The 15,561-nt window shown below is 58.1% G+C and carries 17 protein-coding genes and 1 pseudogene; 13 read left to right on the top strand and 5 right to left on the bottom strand.

Features of this window, described 5'->3' with window-relative positions; genetic code table 11:
* The first annotated feature begins 64 nt into the window (after positions 1-64).
* The 6 genes and pseudogenes from BRAGE_RS0128090 to BRAGE_RS0128065 all read left to right on the top strand — a co-directional run bounded on the left by BRAGE_RS0128090 (position 65) and on the right by BRAGE_RS0128065 (position 4,571).
* Entirely contained in the window at positions 65-832 is a 768-nt protein-coding gene (locus tag BRAGE_RS0128090) for an SDR family oxidoreductase (RefSeq protein WP_027562251.1), read from the top strand.
* A gap of 14 nt (positions 833-846) precedes the next feature.
* The gene (locus BRAGE_RS0128085) at positions 847-1,548 is read left to right on the top strand and encodes an amino acid ABC transporter permease (RefSeq protein ID WP_027562250.1); all 702 of its coding nucleotides are present in this window, start codon (positions 847-849) and stop codon (positions 1,546-1,548) included.
* An 8-nt stretch (positions 1,549-1,556) separates the two neighbouring features.
* Positions 1,557-2,323, top strand: a pseudogene (locus BRAGE_RS49385) (amino acid ABC transporter permease).
* Positions 2,307-3,083, top strand: a complete 777-nt coding sequence (locus BRAGE_RS0128075; protein WP_416207725.1) for an amino acid ABC transporter ATP-binding protein — start codon at positions 2,307-2,309, stop codon at positions 3,081-3,083. Before BRAGE_RS49385 ends, BRAGE_RS0128075 begins: the two are co-directional and overlap by 17 nt.
* Before the next feature lie 40 nt (positions 3,084-3,123).
* Entirely contained in the window at positions 3,124-3,969 is an 846-nt protein-coding gene (locus tag BRAGE_RS0128070) for an ABC transporter substrate-binding protein (RefSeq protein WP_051378078.1), read from the top strand.
* A gap of 227 nt (positions 3,970-4,196) precedes the next feature.
* Entirely contained in the window at positions 4,197-4,571 is a 375-nt protein-coding gene (locus BRAGE_RS0128065; protein WP_035730122.1) for a hypothetical protein, read from the top strand.
* 46 nt (positions 4,572-4,617) lie between these two features.
* On the opposite strand, the gene BRAGE_RS53095 is transcribed toward BRAGE_RS0128065, so the two are convergent.
* Positions 4,618-5,136, bottom strand: a complete 519-nt coding sequence (locus BRAGE_RS53095; protein WP_084334676.1) for a molybdopterin-dependent oxidoreductase — start codon at positions 5,134-5,136, stop codon at positions 4,618-4,620.
* 116 nt (positions 5,137-5,252) lie between these two features.
* Between BRAGE_RS53095 and BRAGE_RS49380 the strand changes: the two genes are divergently transcribed.
* Positions 5,253-6,611: a hypothetical protein gene (locus BRAGE_RS49380; RefSeq protein ID WP_141263196.1), complete on the top strand. Its 1,359-nt coding sequence runs from the start codon at positions 5,253-5,255 to the stop codon at positions 6,609-6,611.
* Between the two features lie 93 nt (positions 6,612-6,704).
* On the opposite strand, the gene BRAGE_RS0128050 is transcribed toward BRAGE_RS49380, so the two are convergent.
* Positions 6,705-7,229, bottom strand: a complete 525-nt coding sequence (locus BRAGE_RS0128050) for a hypothetical protein (protein ID WP_141263194.1) — start codon at positions 7,227-7,229, stop codon at positions 6,705-6,707.
* A gap of 371 nt (positions 7,230-7,600) precedes the next feature.
* Between BRAGE_RS0128050 and BRAGE_RS57940 the strand changes: the two genes are divergently transcribed.
* Positions 7,601-7,807, top strand: coding sequence for an NUDIX domain-containing protein (locus BRAGE_RS57940; RefSeq protein ID WP_084334674.1), 207 nt, complete (start codon positions 7,601-7,603; stop codon positions 7,805-7,807).
* A gap of 149 nt (positions 7,808-7,956) precedes the next feature.
* On the opposite strand, the gene BRAGE_RS54865 is transcribed toward BRAGE_RS57940, so the two are convergent.
* On the bottom strand, positions 7,957-8,115 hold the full coding sequence (locus BRAGE_RS54865; protein ID WP_156950881.1) for a hypothetical protein: 159 nt from the start codon (positions 8,113-8,115) through the stop codon (positions 7,957-7,959).
* Between the two features lie 793 nt (positions 8,116-8,908).
* Here BRAGE_RS54865 and BRAGE_RS0128040 point away from each other — a divergent pair.
* From BRAGE_RS0128040 to BRAGE_RS49370, 5 genes are all read left to right on the top strand, one after another.
* On the top strand, positions 8,909-9,247 hold the full coding sequence (locus BRAGE_RS0128040) for a helix-turn-helix transcriptional regulator (RefSeq protein WP_027562245.1): 339 nt from the start codon (positions 8,909-8,911) through the stop codon (positions 9,245-9,247).
* Entirely contained in the window at positions 9,237-10,517 is a 1,281-nt protein-coding gene (locus BRAGE_RS0128035) for a type II toxin-antitoxin system HipA family toxin (RefSeq protein WP_027562244.1), read from the top strand. Before BRAGE_RS0128040 ends, BRAGE_RS0128035 begins: the two co-directional genes overlap by 11 nt.
* 20 nt (positions 10,518-10,537) lie before the next feature.
* A complete protein-coding gene (locus BRAGE_RS0128030) occupies positions 10,538-10,930 on the top strand; it encodes a hypothetical protein (protein ID WP_027562243.1) in 393 nt (130 codons plus the stop codon).
* A 786-nt stretch (positions 10,931-11,716) separates the two neighbouring features.
* Positions 11,717-12,355, top strand: coding sequence for a hypothetical protein (locus BRAGE_RS54860; RefSeq protein WP_156950880.1), 639 nt, complete (start codon positions 11,717-11,719; stop codon positions 12,353-12,355).
* A gap of 588 nt (positions 12,356-12,943) precedes the next feature.
* Positions 12,944-14,182 (top strand): tyrosine-type recombinase/integrase, encoded by a 1,239-nt coding sequence (locus BRAGE_RS49370; protein ID WP_027562242.1) that lies wholly within the window; start codon positions 12,944-12,946, stop codon positions 14,180-14,182.
* A 670-nt stretch (positions 14,183-14,852) separates the two neighbouring features.
* Here the strand turns inward: BRAGE_RS49370 and BRAGE_RS0128015 are convergent.
* Both BRAGE_RS0128015 and BRAGE_RS54855 read right to left on the bottom strand, forming a co-directional pair.
* Positions 14,853-15,083, bottom strand: a complete 231-nt coding sequence (locus BRAGE_RS0128015) for a hypothetical protein (protein ID WP_156950879.1) — start codon at positions 15,081-15,083, stop codon at positions 14,853-14,855.
* Positions 15,084-15,165: 82 nt separating this feature from the next.
* Positions 15,166-15,534: a hypothetical protein gene (locus BRAGE_RS54855; RefSeq protein ID WP_141263190.1), complete on the bottom strand. Its 369-nt coding sequence runs from the start codon at positions 15,532-15,534 to the stop codon at positions 15,166-15,168.
* Positions 15,535-15,561 lie beyond the last annotated feature (27 nt).

The following is a 15,561-nucleotide window of genomic DNA, read 5'->3' as shown; positions in this document are numbered from 1 at the left end:
CACAGCTAATCCGTCTTGGCGAGGAAGTTGCGCGATCGTTTAGCGTTGAGAGGTGAGGAGCCAGATGCCATTCTCCGATTACAGGACTGCTCTCGTTACCGGCGCCTCGTCGGGCATCGGTCTTGCGGTCGTCGAGTGCCTGGCGCGCGAGGGCCTCAAGGTTCATGCGCTCGCGCGGAGCGCGGATGCGCTGAAAGCCTTGGCCGATCGCACCGGCTGCATCCCGCATGCGATCGACGTCAGAGATATTGCGGCTATGACCAAGCTTGCTCAGGATCTAGAGGTCGACGTGCTCGTCAACAGCGCGGGCGTCGATCGGCCGAAGAAATTTCTCCAGGCGGATGTGGAGGACATCGACCTTCTGGTCGACGTCAACCTGCGCGCGATCCTGCATCTCTGCCGCCTGCTTGTGCCGGGCATGGCTCAGCGCGATCGCGGCCACGTGGTGAACATCACGTCGATCGCCGGCGCTTACAACTTTGCGGGCAACTCGAGCTATCATGCGACCAAGGCGGCCGTCAGCATGCTGACCAGTCAGCTCAGGGTCGATTGCTTCGGCAAGCGTGTGCGCGTCACTGAGATCTGCCCTGGCCGGGTTGCAACCGATATCTTCGCCCATGTCCACGGCGACAGCGCTGAAACGCGCGCGAACTTCATCGATGGCTTCGAACTGCCCGAGGCAAAGGACATTGCCGACGCGATCGCGTTTGCGATCGCCGCGCCGGTGGCGGTAAATGTCGGCTACATCGAGATCACACCGACCTTGCAGGTGCCGGGTGGCTTGTCGACCACTCGCCCCGAGGGTTCCCCAAAACCCATTCTCCCGACCTAGACGAGGGGCGCGCGATGAAGGGTTTCGACCTCATGGCCGTCCTGCTCAATCCGGAGTTCAGCCGGATGCTGGTCCACGGGGTGAAGATGACCTTCATTATCTTCGTTGGCTCATGGCTTCTGGCGATGAGTCTTGGAATGGTCCTGGTTGCGATTCGGATGCTGCCGAGCCGGATCGCTAGCGGTTTCGTCGCGATCTACGTCTCCTACCATCGCAATGTGCCGACCTTGGTGCAGCTCATGCTCTGGTATTTCGGCATTTCGAGCTTGCTGCCGGACTCGGTTCAGATATGGCTCGGCGATCACAATGGCGAAGCGGTGTTCGCGGTCGTTGCTCTGGGGTTGTGCCAGGCCGCGTATTTCAGCGAAGATCAGCGCTCCGGTCTACGCGCGGTGCCGAGGGGGCAGTGGGAAGCAGCTCGTGCGCTGGGGCATAGCTACGTCGGAGCCATGGCCTACATCCTGCTGCCACAGGCCGTTCGCAACGCGATGCCGGCGCTGGTGAACCATACGGTCTCGCTGTTCAAGAATTCCAGCCTTGCGATGGCGATCGGCGTCGCCGAGCTGACCCATGCCGTCAAAGAGGTGGAGAATCAGAGCTTTCGTCCGTTCGAGACCTACCTGATTGCCACGATCGTCTATCTCGTCTGCTCGCTACTGCTGATGTGGCTTGGCCACCATCTCGAGCAACGCAGCCGCATGGCCGGAGCGGTCTGATCATGTCGCTGCTCGCGAGCATGTTCGAGATCGTCAGGAATAACTGGCTGTTGCTGCTCGTCGGCCAGTATCCGAACGGGCCGCTTGGCGGTATCGCGGCCACCCTCATTCTCTCCGTGCTCGGCATTGCCTTGGCCTTTCCGCTGAGCGTCGTGATGGCGCTGGCCAGCCTGTCGCCGTGGCGGGCGCTGCGCTGGCCGGTCATGGCCTTGGTCTACGTCACCCGCGGTGTGCCGCTGCTGCTGATTATTCTGTGGGTCTATTTCGTGCTGCCGCTTTTGATCGGCCATAGCGTGCCGGCGTTCGCGACCATGCTGGTCACGTTGGTCGGCTATGAAGCCCATTCCTGAGCGAGATCGTGCGTGCCGGAATTCAGGCGCTGCCACAAGGTCAGATGGACGCCGCCCGCGCGCTCGGGCACAGCCGTCTCGGCGCGATGCGCTACGTCATCCTGCCGCAGGCGCTGTTCAACATGATCCCGAGCATCCTCAGCCAGTTTGTCTCAACCATCAAGGAGACCACGCTCGGCTACATCATCAACGTCCCCGAGCTCACCTTCGCGGCGGGACAGATCAACAACCGGTTGCTGACCAAGCCATTCGAAGTCTACTTCATCCTTGCCGTCAGCTACTTCATCGTTTGCTGGACCTTGACGCAGGCCATCAACATGGTCGAGCGGCGGATTACCGTGCGCCGAACCGCAGGCCCCGTTGCCGTGTCTGCACTGCCTGCCGTACCCGCAAGCGCATCAGGGGCATTTGACCATGTCGCATGAGACTCCGTCCCGGGAGGCCGATCCGATGATCAAATTCGTCGCCGTGCACAAATTCTTTGGGGCACTCGCCGCGTTGAGCGACGTCAACGCCGAGGTGAGGAAGGGCGAGGTGGTGGTGGTCTGCGGGCCGTCCGGCTCGGGCAAGTCGACGCTCATCCGTACCGTCAACAGGCTCGAGGAAATCCAGTCTGGCTCGGTGCTGTTCGAGGGCAGAGACGTTCACGGCAAGGTGGGTGGCACGGCGCTGAATCACTTGCGGAGCCGGATCGGATTCGTTTTCCAGAGCTTCAACTTGTTTCCACATTTGAGTGCGCTCGACAATGTCATGCTTTCACCGATGAAGGTGAACGGCGTCAAGCGCAGCGAAGCGCGTCAAGCGGCCCTTCGTCTGTTGGATCGCGTCGGACTCGCGGCCAAAGCCCAGAACTATCCGGGCCAGCTCTCCGGCGGACAGCAGCAGCGCGTGGCGATCGCGCGCGCGCTCGCCATGGAGCCGCCGGCGATGCTGTTCGACGAACCGACCAGCGCGCTCGATCCGGAGATGGTGGGCGAGGTGCTGTCCGTCATGCGCGGCCTTGCGCGCGATGGAATGACCATGATGTGCGTGACCCACGAGATGAACTTCGCGCGTGATGTGGCTGATCGCGTCTGGTTCATGGACGCCGGAAGGGTGCTCGAGACGGGAGCTCCGGTCGACTTCTTCCGCTCACCGCAACACCCGCGTGCGCAACGCTTCCTGTCGGACCTGCACACAAGGTGACCGCGCTGGCTTGACGAGACCAATCTGGAGGAGAACACAGATGTCTTTTAGGAACCGTTCAGTCGGCCTAGTGGCCGCGATCGGAGCTTTTGTCGGGCTTGCGTCGTCGGCGTGCGCCGACCAGCTGTCGGACATCATCCAGCGCAAGGAACTGCGCTGCGGAACCTTCGCGGACGTTCCGCCATTTGCGGCTCCGGATGCCAAGTCACGTGAGATGGTCGGCTTTGACGTCGACCTCTGCAAGGCGATTGCCCGACACTGGGGCGTTGCCGCAAAGGTTACGCCGCTCTCGGTCGAGGCGCGGGTGCCCGAAGTCCAGCTCGGTCATGTCGACATCACGGTGGCGAACCTCGCCTACACGCTGGGGCGCGCCGAGCAGATCCAGTTTTCCGATCCCTATTACATCGCCAAGGAAATGCTGGCGGTGAAGGCGAGCGACCCTGGGACCGCCAAGGCCGACTTCAAGGGTAAGCGGCTGGCATCGACCAAAGGATCGACCTCAGAACTCGCCATCAAGTTGAACGAATCCGCCCCGCTGACTTTCGTCGATACCGGCTCGGCCTTCATGGCGGTTCAACAGAACAAGGCGGTCGGAATGGTGGCGAATACCATGACCATTACCAAGCTCGTCAGCCAGTCCAAGGAGGCGGGGCAGCCGCTGAAGATGATCGAGGAGCCCATGGTGCTGCAACCGATCGGCATCGGCATGAAGAAGGACGAGCCGGCGCTGCTCGCAAAGGTCAACGAGACCCTGCTGTCAATGGACAAGGCTGGCGAGATTAACCAGATCTGGGACAAGTGGCTCGGTCCCAGCACTGAGTTCAAGATGACACGTACCGACAAGGTCGCACCGCTCAGCCAGCTGAAGTTCACGCCGCTTCCATGAGCTGTGAATTGGCGCCACGCGCGGATGCTGCTGTTGGCGGGTGGCAGAAGCTACGTGATGCGAAGCCGAACTCAATATGTTGGCGGGTGGTTGGGTGAGGACGAAAGCCGGGTGAAGTCCTCCAGCGCTCCCTGGAGGGACGCGCTGTCACACACCAGGACGACATCCCTCCCTGCTACCAGCAAGTGCCAGCAAGGTTCGGGCGTGACCACCATCACTTGGCGTGCGTGCGGGAGAAGATCGACAAGTTCGTCATCCATGATGTGCTCAGCACGCCCTTTCGTGACGTACCCGGCCCGCAGCACGACTTGATTACGGCAATTGGTCTGTTTGGGCTTTGCAAAAGTCCAGAACACTACGCATGGGCTCTTGGAAACGCCGCGGCTCAACTCGCTGAGGACGGCTACGTGATCGGTGCCGACTGGGTCAGGAGCGCGCGTTTTATCGACGCGGAAGGGCATGATAACTCATATATCAACGAAGCATCTATCAGGCGCGCCGCCGACGAACACCGGCTAGACGTACTGTCTCTGAGCAAGGTTTGTATTCGGGGCGACCCGCTTTATTCGACCGTGTTTGTCTGGCTCATGCGCAGAGAGTGAGGCCGCTCGGATTGGACGCCAGTGACTAGTCCTCGCTCTGGTGCGGCTATTGCGGTGAAGATTTGATGATCTGCAGCAAGTTCAGTTGTTTGACCCAGCGGCTACGACGACCTTCTTGAGGTGAAATGACCTGGAGAGGACCGGTCCCGCTCGGCAATGGGGAGCCATCTTGCGCATCTGCCACCAGGAACGTGCCGTTATCAAACTCGGGCAGAGAAATAATCGCGACGAAACCATCAGCGCCTTGAACGTGGAGATATTTTGCGACGTCGGCACCTTTCAGGTCTTGCTTGAGCGGCACCCCCGCTTTGTTCAAAAGGGCAGCCAGGTCAACTCCTGAATAGGTCGTACTTTTCCCGGCCGAATCCGTGACTGTGATCGATGTGTGAGGAAGTGCCTGAAAGTCGGGTTCAGAGAAGGACAGTGGAGTCGTCACTTGTCCATCTACCGTCAAATAAGCAGATGACGTTGCAGTCTGCGCTTGCGCGCTTGCTGCAAAGAGAAAAAGGAGAAGCGCCGTACGTTTCGTACAGAACACGATCATCATCCTCTCTTTAAAAGTCACGGCCTACTTCCAAGCTCTGAGCGAAAACTTACTGGGAATCAATTCGGGCTTGCAAAGGCAGATTCGCGCTGTAATTGTATCGGAATGAAGTGGTGCGTCATAGAGGAAAGAGGCTCATGCGCGTTATTCAACATTTAGGAAGCCGTATATTTCGCAACGTCCTTTTTGCGACCACGATTACATGCCTTGCTCCGACACATGCACATGCCGCAAGCGGTTGTGCTCCCGGATCGACTTGCCTCTCGGTGACAGGGAAGGGCGTTCCGGCTCCTGAGCCGGCACCTTTCATTGCGCAATGCACCGGGGCCTTTCCAGACTTCGTCACGCCATCAGCGATGATACCGAGCGCTGGTCCGTGGTTCAAACTGTCCCAATCGTACCCTGCGGCGGTCCCGGCGAACGACGCACCGTGGTCGAATATCGACTTCAAGGACGGAGTGACGGGGGCCAATGCTTACCTCTATGCTCTGCGAGACTATGCATTTGATGGCATGATCGATGCCGACTTCAAGCCGGAAGCCAACAACGTTCGGCCCTGGTTTCACATGCCGCTGATGAATTTTGGACCGCGTGCACGAGAGCCGATGCGCGGCTTGACCTCAGAACGTTCCGTGACCGGACCGGAGCTCGGTCTCAAGCCAGGAGTGGCCATTCATAATTATGCGGTCGGCTTCTACAATGCAGCGGGTGCCGTCACGATCGGACAGGTCTTGGGCGGCGCTTCGCCCGATCTAGCAAAAGCTCAATTCCCCCAAGGAGCAATGACCTTCAAGATCTTGTTCAGCGACGTTACTGCGAATGACTTCCAGGGTTCTGACGTCTTGTCGGGTGCTCCGCAGTGGACGATCCGGACAGCTGCCGGCCCCCAAACCGTGCGCCTCATGCAGATGGACGTCGCCGCGGTGGATAGTCGCTCGCCAACCGGGTGGGTCTTCGGGACTTTTGCTTTTGACAGCAATGCAACTGATACCTCCCCGTGGCGGAGGCTCCGGCCCGTAGGCCTTTCATGGGGAAATGACTTTGGCTTCACACCCGCTGACCAGCAAGCAGGCAAAAAGCTGACCGAAACCACGATCTCGGACCAGGCGCCTGCTTACGCAGCCTCCCATTTGGGATGGGCGGGGCGCGCGAACGGGCCGGTCGACAATCCGATTTCGGGGTGCTTGAGCTGTCACAGCACCGCCCAATTGCCGTCGGCGCCCATTACATTTTCGAACGCCTGTACGACGGACGCTCAGAAGATGCTTTGGTTCAGAGATCTGAAGGGTAATCAGCCGTTTGGAGGTGTAGATGCAAGCTGCAATCCCATCACAAGCGCACCTCCGCCGAAGCCTCTCGACTTTTCACTCCAATTATCGGTCGCAGTCCAGAACGTGGTGCAGTTTGGTGATGCCAATCCGTGTTCGCCATCGGCCTCTATCATGAACCTTCGGGTCGAGGACCATCCCGGAGAGCACCCGCGTATTGCTCGCTAGCGCCAATTACAGGGATGGAAGAGGCCCTTCCGCAAGATGGTTCTTCTCAACTCGCGCTGCGACATCTTCGTCGCGGCGGTTGGCATCATGCTGTCAGGTCTTTGACGAAGTCCTTCTCGGAATAGGTCTTGGCGTCGAGCCCGAAAATTTCGAACTCAGTTCGGGATTTCTGGCGATCGTCTGCAACTCTTCGATCTGCGGTGGGGTTGCAGGCAGGAATCCAGCAAGCCTATGTGCTCGCTCGACTTCACCCGCATATAATGCTGTGCGCTGAGACCACTCGAGCTTGAGCTCCTGCTCGAAGCGGGCGTCCATGTATGGACGTGCAATAATGAGCTCTGCCAGCAAATTGGCATCAAGAAAGGCATCCGTAATTTCCTGGGCGGTGACCGAGTCCTTGTGAGACCAAGCATCGCCAATGAGACACGCTCCGGTGTCTGACACGGCGCGGATGAACGATGGTTGATTCAACGCCCTTCGAAAGCCCTCACAGAGCGTGGCCTGGAGCGGGAGCGTGACGAAGTTTGCTATTCGAGTTGCCGCTTCGCGCAGAAAACGTTGGGGACCAGCCTTGAAACTGTCGAAGAGAGCCGCCGGTCGCTGAATGACGTAGATCATGTCTGCGTCTGTGGTGGGAACACAGGCTTGGGCACCCCACTCGTCCACAAGAATGTAGCAATCACTCTGGACCCTATTTGGTACATACTTGTAGAGCGTGAAGTGATCGAACGATGAAACATTGAGTATTGGACCAGGAGCCGCGATGCCACGCTCGACATCATGCCGTCGGCGGCCACAAGGAAACGGGCAACCACCGTCCGACAAGAGCCTCGGATAGACGCGCCGTGAGAGTCGACTCTCCCTTGCCCGGTGCCCCCAGTACGCCGAGCTTAATTGTCCCGCTCGGCGGGCCTGGCCGAAATCGGTCTAAAATATCGTTGAGACTCGTTATACTGGCATTTTTTCCTACTACACATTAGATTAGAAACATGGCGTCCAAAACGCAAATTGTCGCAAGCGCGCTAATCCCGGACCCGTTGGGACGGATTTTCGTGCGGAAGCGCACAATGAGCCGTCGACTCTTTCCCGGTTGCCGGGACCTCGTCGGCGGTCAGGTTGATGAAGGCGAAGACGTGTTCGCTGCGCTGAACCGAGAAATCGAAGAAGAGACCGGTTGGAAACTAGGACGATCATAGAAGAGCTCACCGTCAAGCCTTGGTCCAGCAACGGAACGGAGTACGAGGAGCGGCAGTTCATCGTGACCGTTGATGGCGAGCTTGAAAGGACGATGTGCCTCTTTCCCGGTAGAGCGCGCCGGAATGAATCATGCTCAACGTTTGATCGATCAAAGCGATACAGCATTTAGCGAGGGCGCGCAGGCGTGCCAGGTCTTCTCAACGCGGTCCTCGAGGATCCGGTGGGGCGCGTTTGCAACCGGCTCGATAAACGTGCGAATTTCAGCCGGCGAAAAGCTGAAATACGCCGGAATGGCGCCCTTCATCATGAGCTTTGCCTTGCCGTCCGCGGCATTACATTCCGAGCAGACGAGCTCGCGAGGGAACCTGGATACCAAGTGTTCGACGGTATCGGCTATTTCTCCACATCCTGGCGGAAGATCCAGGGTCCAGCGGTCCCCGAACAACGTGCGCCCTCGACGCCCCCATAGTCCCGCAGGTGATCGTGATGCTCTTCCAAATTGGCGAGCAGAATACCGCGACTGGAAAGGCGGAAGAGTATCGACTTTGCTGCGCCGGCAAACGGGACAGAACCAATTCTGTTCGACAAGAGCCCAATTCTGATTGAGGTCGAGACCCTTCGCACCGTGTCTGAAAACGGCAGCCTTGGTTTGGCTGCTGCTCCAATCTTCCATTTCGGTCCGGAAAGCAGGATTCCATTTCATCGTCGGCCAGCGCTGAAGGGCGCCAGAAGGCGAGTTCGACAAGCCACATGCGGCTCGGTCCTCGTTCGAACTCAGGCTCAATTTCAAAGTCGCCGGATATGTCTGCCATGAACTTTTTCAATTGTTTGCGTTCATGCTATGTTCCGGAGGTCGATTCCGCAACCTGGCGCGCTTTTGGATGCGAGATCTCCTGTGGGAAGCTAGGACGAGGCGAGATCTGGGATTGATGGCGTCCTCGCCAGCTTCTTGATAATTCCCACGTTTCTCTGGAAGCTAGATGGTCCATTAATGGACCATACGGACTGATCTGGTCTTTTTATGCACCAGCTCGGTTGAAATTTCTGCGGCGGTGGTCTATATATGATCCACAAAGGGCGTGGCGATCTATTTATGAACCATGGCTAAGATCCATCATCCCATTTCTGCCTATGCAGCCGATGCTGCGGTGCTGCTTGGGCAGCTCCTGCGCAAGGCCCGCATCGAACGGAAAATGAGCACGCTCAATGTCGCGGAGCGGGCAGGGATCTCGCGCGGGCTGCTGCGGCGTATAGAGGCGGGCGATCCGCGATCCACCATTGGCGCTGTCTTTGAGGTCGCTGCGATTGTCGGCGTCAGGCTGTTCGACGTCGAGCAGGCGACAATGTCTCAGGCAATCGAAAGCAATCGCGAAGTCATGACGCTTCTGCCTAAATCCATTCGTGCCCGGCGGGGTGAAGAGGTCAAGGATGACTTCTGATCCCAAATTCACTGAGGCCTATGTCTGGACTTGGCTACCGGGCCAGACGAAACCGGTTGTTGCAGGCCTTCTGTCGGCGCGTGGCGAACAGCTCCTGTTCAATTATGGACGGAGCTATATCGAGCGCAAGGACGCCATTGCGCTTTACCAGCCCGAATTGCCGCTACGGAGCGGAATCCTTCCGCTTCTTACGGGTCTGAACATGCCGAACTGTATTCGCGATGCCGCTCCCGGCGCCTGGGGCCGGCGCGTGATCCTCAATCGGAAGTTCGGCGCCCGCGGGAAGGAGATTGACGCGGGCAGTCTCGATGAGCTGACCTTTCTCCTCGAGTCAGGGTCGGATCGCATCGGCGCGCTCGATTTTCAAGTCTCACCCTCCGCCTATGTCGCGCGTGAAGGCGAGGGCGCCTCTCTCGATGAGCTTTTGAATGCGGCGGCGCTCGTCGAACAAGGAACGCCGCTGACGCCCGAGCTCGACCGGGCGCTTTTCCACGGTAGCTCCATTGGAGGGGCGCGCCCGAAAGCGACGATTACCTCGGATGATAAGAAATTCATCGCGAAGTTTTCTTCGCAAACCGACCTCTATAGCGTGGTGAAGGCGGAATTCATCGCAATGCGCTTGGCCGCGGCGGCCGGGCTTCGCGTCGCGCCTGTGAACCTTCAACGCGTGGCGGGCAAGGACATCCTCCTCATCGAGCGCTTCGATCGTGCGAAGGCTACCGACGGATGGTACCGCAAGGCCATGGTATCCGCCCTAACATTGCTTGAGCTGGACGAAATGATGGCCCGTTACGCCAGCTACGAACAGCTCGCCACGACCATCCGCCACCGTTTTGCGGAACCCAAGGAGACGCTACGGGAGTTGTTTTCGCGCATTGTCTTCAACGTGCTCTGCGGCAACACGGATGACCATGCCCGAAATCACGCAGCCTTCTGGGACGGCACGAATCTGACGCTCACACCTGCCTATGATATTTGCCCGCAAAGCCGCACGGGCGGCGAGGCGACGCAAGCGATGCTTATATTGGGCCAGGATCGACACAGTCAGATTGCGCTCTGCCTGAAAGGCGCGCCATCGTTTCTTCTCAACGAGGCGGATGCCGTCGCGATTGTCGTGCATCAAATCAAGACCATCAAGGATCGCTGGTCGGCTGTTTGTGACGAAGCCGCGCTTGGACAAGTGGATCGAAACTTGTTTTGGCGCCGCCAGTTCCTGAATCCTTACGCCTTCATTGGCGCGCCGCAGGCCATAACGAGCCTGATCAGCTAGTTCGATCGGAGACCAAACACATGAGCGACAAACACGCGATCGAAGTCTTCCAGGATCTCTCGATCCTTGGTCCCGAAACCAGGCGTGCAGAGCTGCGGGAGGCGCTTATTGCCGCTGCAGCAACGCCATGGGAGCGTGGGATAGACGCCGAGAAGGACCTTAGTCGCATGGCACGCGGCGACGATGTCCTCGTCTATCAACGGCAGAGCGACAAGAGCCTGCCTGCGGCCAGGCTCACGCTCTGGTCCCGCGAAGGCGGGTATACGATTACAAATATCGTTCCAAGAGAGCTCGACCGGCTTACTTACACGCAATGCAATGGCCTCTTGCAAGAATTCGAACGCCTGATCGCCAAACCAGCAGCCTTCGACCGGCTTCGTCGTAGAACTCTCTTCTCCCCGGCAGTCCCTTGAAGAGTGGGTCTCGCCTGAGGCGGCTAAGGCGCTCGAAGCTTTCTCGGATTTGGCGAACAAATCCACTGGCTCATCGCATCCGCTCGACCAACAGCGCTGGCTCCGCTTTTTGATCCTGGCGCATTGCAGCGCGCAAAAACCGGACGGCGAACGGTTACGCCGCTGGTTAATGGAGGTCGAGGGGGGACGAGGACCATGCCTTGAAGCTCGTCATTGAATATGAGTCCGGGCTCGATTTGCTGAATGCCTATGATTCCCAGCGCGCGTGATGGCTTTTCCAGTCTCCGACATCGTGACGCGGGGCCCGGCGGTGCTGTGCCTCGACACCTGCATTAGCGAGTCTGATGTTCCTTGCGATACCAGTACCAAGAACTCAGGAATGAATTGATTGGGATGACGTTGCGATCATCACTGACAATGGTTTGGAGATTCCGGGCAATCCCGTCGTAACGGGCTCGCAATTCGGCTTCCGGCATGCGACCGAGATAGGATGGACGCGGTATTCGAACTCCCAAACATCCGGCTCATAGGATGAGGCTGCTGTCCCCACGATCGCATAGCCTCGTCCCGCGGAAGGGAGGTCGGCAGGGGCAGAGACGGGATCTCGGACATGACAATATCACTCTCTTGAGCGCCATCAGCAACACGTCTTATAGCCGAGTCGTTCTGTGATCCTGTCGTCCGCTGTTCGGGGAATTGCCGAAATTGAGGACCGTTGTCGTCGGTCCCGATAAGCCCACTATCAGCTGCAAATCGGTTAGGATGCCGGCCTGTGGGGCCTGAATCATGAAGACTTTTGAACAGATATTTGAAGAATTGATCGAAAGGGCCTTGGAAGCGCATCCTGATCTAACTGAGCAGGATATCGCCGGGGCTTCGGCCAACTTGCTGTCGCAGTTTATTCCAGCTGTCGCGCGCGATATGTGCAAGGATCTGAAGCGAAGGATGCCTCAGCTTCTTGCGCGCGCCAGAAAATCGGACGCAGGTTTCGAGAAGAGAAATTTTAAGCGGTGGCGCAAGCCGCTCGATCTTCTGGAGCTGCATCAGCGGGCCCCAGGTTCGAGGCGCCATGTGCCAAGCCTACAAATCAACCACTTACGACCTGCTCCTTGGAAGAGAACTTTCAGTTGGACGGGTGCTGCGCCATCCGATCCATGGACCTCCCAACCGCGCGAAGCAGTGCGTCTTTCCGTTTCATCGGCGAGCTTTTCGTTTAACGTGTTGATGCGCTCGAGGCGCATCCGTATTTTGCATGCCCTTCCATTCGTCATAAGGCGACCGCTGCGATTCAACCGCGGGCTTGAGCCCGGACAGCCGGTCAAATGCTGCATCTATAGCTTTCCTGTCCCACCGATGTGTTCCGGGAATGGGTCCCGGCATGATCCCCGCCCAATCCAGTCGTTGAAAGCTGATACCGTTTCATAACCGGCGTAGGCCGCGGCCTGCTCTTTTGACATCCCGCGAGGTGGGATCATTTGATCGTCGTTATCGTCAACGAGTTCCTTGGTCCAAACGTCACTAAACTGCAATGGTAGGTCTGCGTGGGAATCGGCTCGATAGTAACTTTGGATCCATAACTAATTGCCTCGACCATAGCACCCTACGCTTCGTCCGGATGGCCCGTTCTTGAATCGTGCCGAGACCCGAGTGTGAGCTTTACTGATTCCCTACCGCTGTTGTCGTCTTTACTTATTTGTACGATTTTACGCTCGAGTGCGCGATAGAGGTGGGGCTGAGCTTGCCCACGGAGTAGGTCTCCGCGACGAATGTTGCAGCACGAGTAAGCTTCCGCTCTACAATATTCGATAAGGCGTCGATGACAAATCGAACGCAACCTGAAATTACACCCGATACCCCTCTTCGCCTTGCTGATGCCGTGAAGATCGCGTTTCCTTTGGGAGGAATGACGGTCGCGGGCTTACGTCGCGAGCGCGATCGTAACCGATTGGTTATTGAGAAGATTGCCGGCAAGGAATTTACAACGCTGGCTCATATCGGACGGATGCGAGAGCTATGCCGCGAAGAAGCAAGGGCGCCAGACTTCAGCTTAAGGCCGCCCGCCGAAACAAGAGGGGAAAGATCACCCACCAAGCAACCTGGATCATCAGAGACAACGGCCGGGATGTCGGCACAGGCTGCGCTGCAGATGAGATTGCGGCCGCGGAGGAAAAGCTAAGGGACTACATAACATCCAAGCACACACCGAGCCGAAGAATCCGCCACATAGACGATATTCCAATCGCAGATGTCCTCTCGATCTACTTGGATGCGCAACTGGACAAGCTTCGCAGTCGCTTCAATGTCGATAGCCAAAGCGATGATACCATCCCGGATATCCGCAAGTTCAAGAAGCGAATCGAACGACTGAACGACTGGTGGGGGGCAAAAATGCTGGGCGAGGTCAATGGGGAGGCCTGCCGGTCCTACACCAAGTGGCGCCGCAAAAAGGGAGGCGCTCGGCGAGACCTTGAAGACCTACGAGCTGCGATTGGCCACCATGCAGCCGAAGGATTTCACCGGGAAATCGTGAAGATCTCACTACCAGAGAGAGGCCAGCCTCGAGACCAGTGGCTGACGCGCAGCGATGCGGCCAAACTGATTTGGACGTGCTGGCGCTATCGTGAAATGCAGAAGGGCTCGCGTCGGCCGACCGACGACCTGAAGGTCCCGACAAGCAAGCGTCCGCTACGCCATCTTGCACGATTTATCTTGTTGGGGATCTACAGCGGAACTCGTGCTGGAGCTATCGCTGCTGCATCTCCCATTCCCGCGATTGGTCGCTCTTACGTCGACTTAGAGCGCGGCCGCTACTACCGCCTGAAGCAGGGCAGCGCGAAAACCAACAAACGGCAACCCACCGTGCCGATCCCCTTGCGCTTGCTCGCGCACCTGCGGCGCTGGCACCGAGCTAGTCCAGAGGCGAAGCATTTCGTGGAGTACAATGGGAAGGCTGTGACGTCAGTCAAGACTGCATTCAAGAGTGCAGTCAGGCTCGCAGGCCTCGGCCCGCGAATCTCCCCTCACACTTTGCGGCACACAGCTGCGACTTGGCTCATGCAGAGAGGTACGGACCCTTGGCAGGCAGCTGGCTATCTTGGAATGTCGCTAGAGGTGTTGCTCAACACCTATGGTCATCACCACCCCGATTATCTGTCCGATGCCGTGGAAAAAATCACCAGTCGAAATCCGGCTGGGGAACGAAAAGCCCACGTATCTGGTGCGGTGATTCCGATCCGGCGAAATGGCGCCTGAATGAGTTACGGACTTTTTGGTGAGCCCGGCAGGTCCCTCAGACTCTCAATTTATCATTGGTCTGCGACGAAGTGGGCAACTTGCGCGCTTCAAGCGATTTCAGGGGTTTTCGCGACACTGTTACCAACTTTTTGAGCCACAGGTCCGGGTTAACCGCAGCAAAGGGCTGCTTCGCAGCTCGTCGTGTAAGCCTAGGGCACAGCCACGACTGCTTCGCCTTCGGGCCAAACCGCACTGGCTTTCCCGCAAGACGCACCAGGCTGATCAAATCGTAGGCGGCCGTGAGTGAGCCGGAGTGACGAACCACCGTGCCCCACGAAGGCAGGTCAGAGTCCTCATCGATAAGTCGGCTGAAACCGGCCCTTTTGCTCCGCTAGCCGCTTCAGTCCAACCAGGATGTCTTCTGAGCGATACCATAGACGGGCGCGCTGCCCTTGAAGTCGGGGCTGACGTCCAATGATCGCCCTGCCTTCCTCCTTCCGCTTCAAGGCGGCCTTCATGACCTCGGAGGCCGTCCGGGGTGGCAAGTCCGCCAAGGTCCTTGCATTCGTAAGCGAACCGAAGCGCTTCGTAAAATGGTAGGCGCTCGGAGTAACACCGTTCTGGTCGAGCAGCGTCGCCGATATGTAGCCGTTCTGCTCCTCAAGCTGGCGCAAGGCCTGTAGTAGACTCACCTCCGTCCAACGAACGCCATGATAGAATTCATCGCCCTGGCGTCTTTCCTGCCCTTCCACAGACGCTGCTGAATTTGACTGCGGGATAAAACAGGAAAGCCGGCCTGTTTCATTGCTGCTGTCCTTGAGCCGAAGTAACGGCGAATGAGATTATTGGACGGCAGGTCGGGCGCGCCATCAATGAGACCGGTGGTGATCTGCCCGTGCTCAGCATAGAGCTTCCGCAAGCCGGCCAATATCTCCTTCTTGCTCCAATGCAGCGCATTCATACCGAACGGAGGTATCGGCGGCGGAGTCTATCCAATGGCCTCATACGCCCTTCGGAGCGAACCGAAGTAGCTGAGGATGGTTTCCGGCGCCGGGACGGCAATCGAGAGCTTCTGGCGCACGTACATCCGAAAAAAGTCGCCTAATCACCTCAAGTTCTTCCGGTGGTCCTGGGATGACCATGACCTTGTCGGTGGTGAGCGCCTTCCTTTCTCCACGTTGCAGGACCTGCCGAGCACTCTGCTCAGCATCGACCAACAGACGACGGAAGCCGTAGATCAACGTGCCGCCCTGTCCATATCCTAATTGGGCCTGCTGGCGCTTACGGGGCATTTTCTCGGAAAGTTCGCGGCTATATTCTCCAGCCATCATCCGTTTCAGATGTTTGATGATGGTGGTGATGGAAGTCACATCGTCACCGAACGGTTCGCCGCAGTA

It is taken from the genome of Bradyrhizobium genosp. SA-4 str. CB756 (genome assembly GCF_000473125.1).
In the GTDB taxonomy this organism is placed as follows: Bacteria; Pseudomonadota; Alphaproteobacteria; order Rhizobiales; family Xanthobacteraceae; genus Bradyrhizobium; species Bradyrhizobium arachidis.
Note: the sequence above shows the minus strand (reverse complement) of the source record. Positions and strands in the feature narration are given on the sequence as shown.

Coding starts and splice junctions, on each gene's coding strand:
- BRAGE_RS0128090 (WP_027562251.1), top strand. CDS start 65: ATGCCATTCTCCGATTACAGGACTGCTCTCGTTACCGGCGCCTCGTCG.
- BRAGE_RS0128085 (WP_027562250.1), top strand. CDS start 847: ATGAAGGGTTTCGACCTCATGGCCGTCCTGCTCAATCCGGAGTTCAGC.
- BRAGE_RS0128070 (WP_051378078.1), top strand. CDS start 3,124: ATGTCTTTTAGGAACCGTTCAGTCGGCCTAGTGGCCGCGATCGGAGCT.
- BRAGE_RS49380 (WP_141263196.1), top strand. CDS start 5,253: ATGCGCGTTATTCAACATTTAGGAAGCCGTATATTTCGCAACGTCCTT.
- BRAGE_RS0128050 (WP_141263194.1), bottom strand. CDS start 7,229: ATGATCTACGTCATTCAGCGACCGGCGGCTCTCTTCGACAGTTTCAAG.
- BRAGE_RS57940 (WP_084334674.1), top strand. CDS start 7,601: ATGGCGTCCAAAACGCAAATTGTCGCAAGCGCGCTAATCCCGGACCCG.
- BRAGE_RS54865 (WP_156950881.1), bottom strand. CDS start 8,115: ATGATGAAGGGCGCCATTCCGGCGTATTTCAGCTTTTCGCCGGCTGAA.
- BRAGE_RS0128040 (WP_027562245.1), top strand. CDS start 8,909: ATGGCTAAGATCCATCATCCCATTTCTGCCTATGCAGCCGATGCTGCG.
- BRAGE_RS0128035 (WP_027562244.1), top strand. CDS start 9,237: ATGACTTCTGATCCCAAATTCACTGAGGCCTATGTCTGGACTTGGCTA.
- BRAGE_RS0128030 (WP_027562243.1), top strand. CDS start 10,538: ATGAGCGACAAACACGCGATCGAAGTCTTCCAGGATCTCTCGATCCTT.
- BRAGE_RS54860 (WP_156950880.1), top strand. CDS start 11,717: ATGAAGACTTTTGAACAGATATTTGAAGAATTGATCGAAAGGGCCTTG.
- BRAGE_RS49370 (WP_027562242.1), top strand. CDS start 12,944: ATGCCGCGAAGAAGCAAGGGCGCCAGACTTCAGCTTAAGGCCGCCCGC.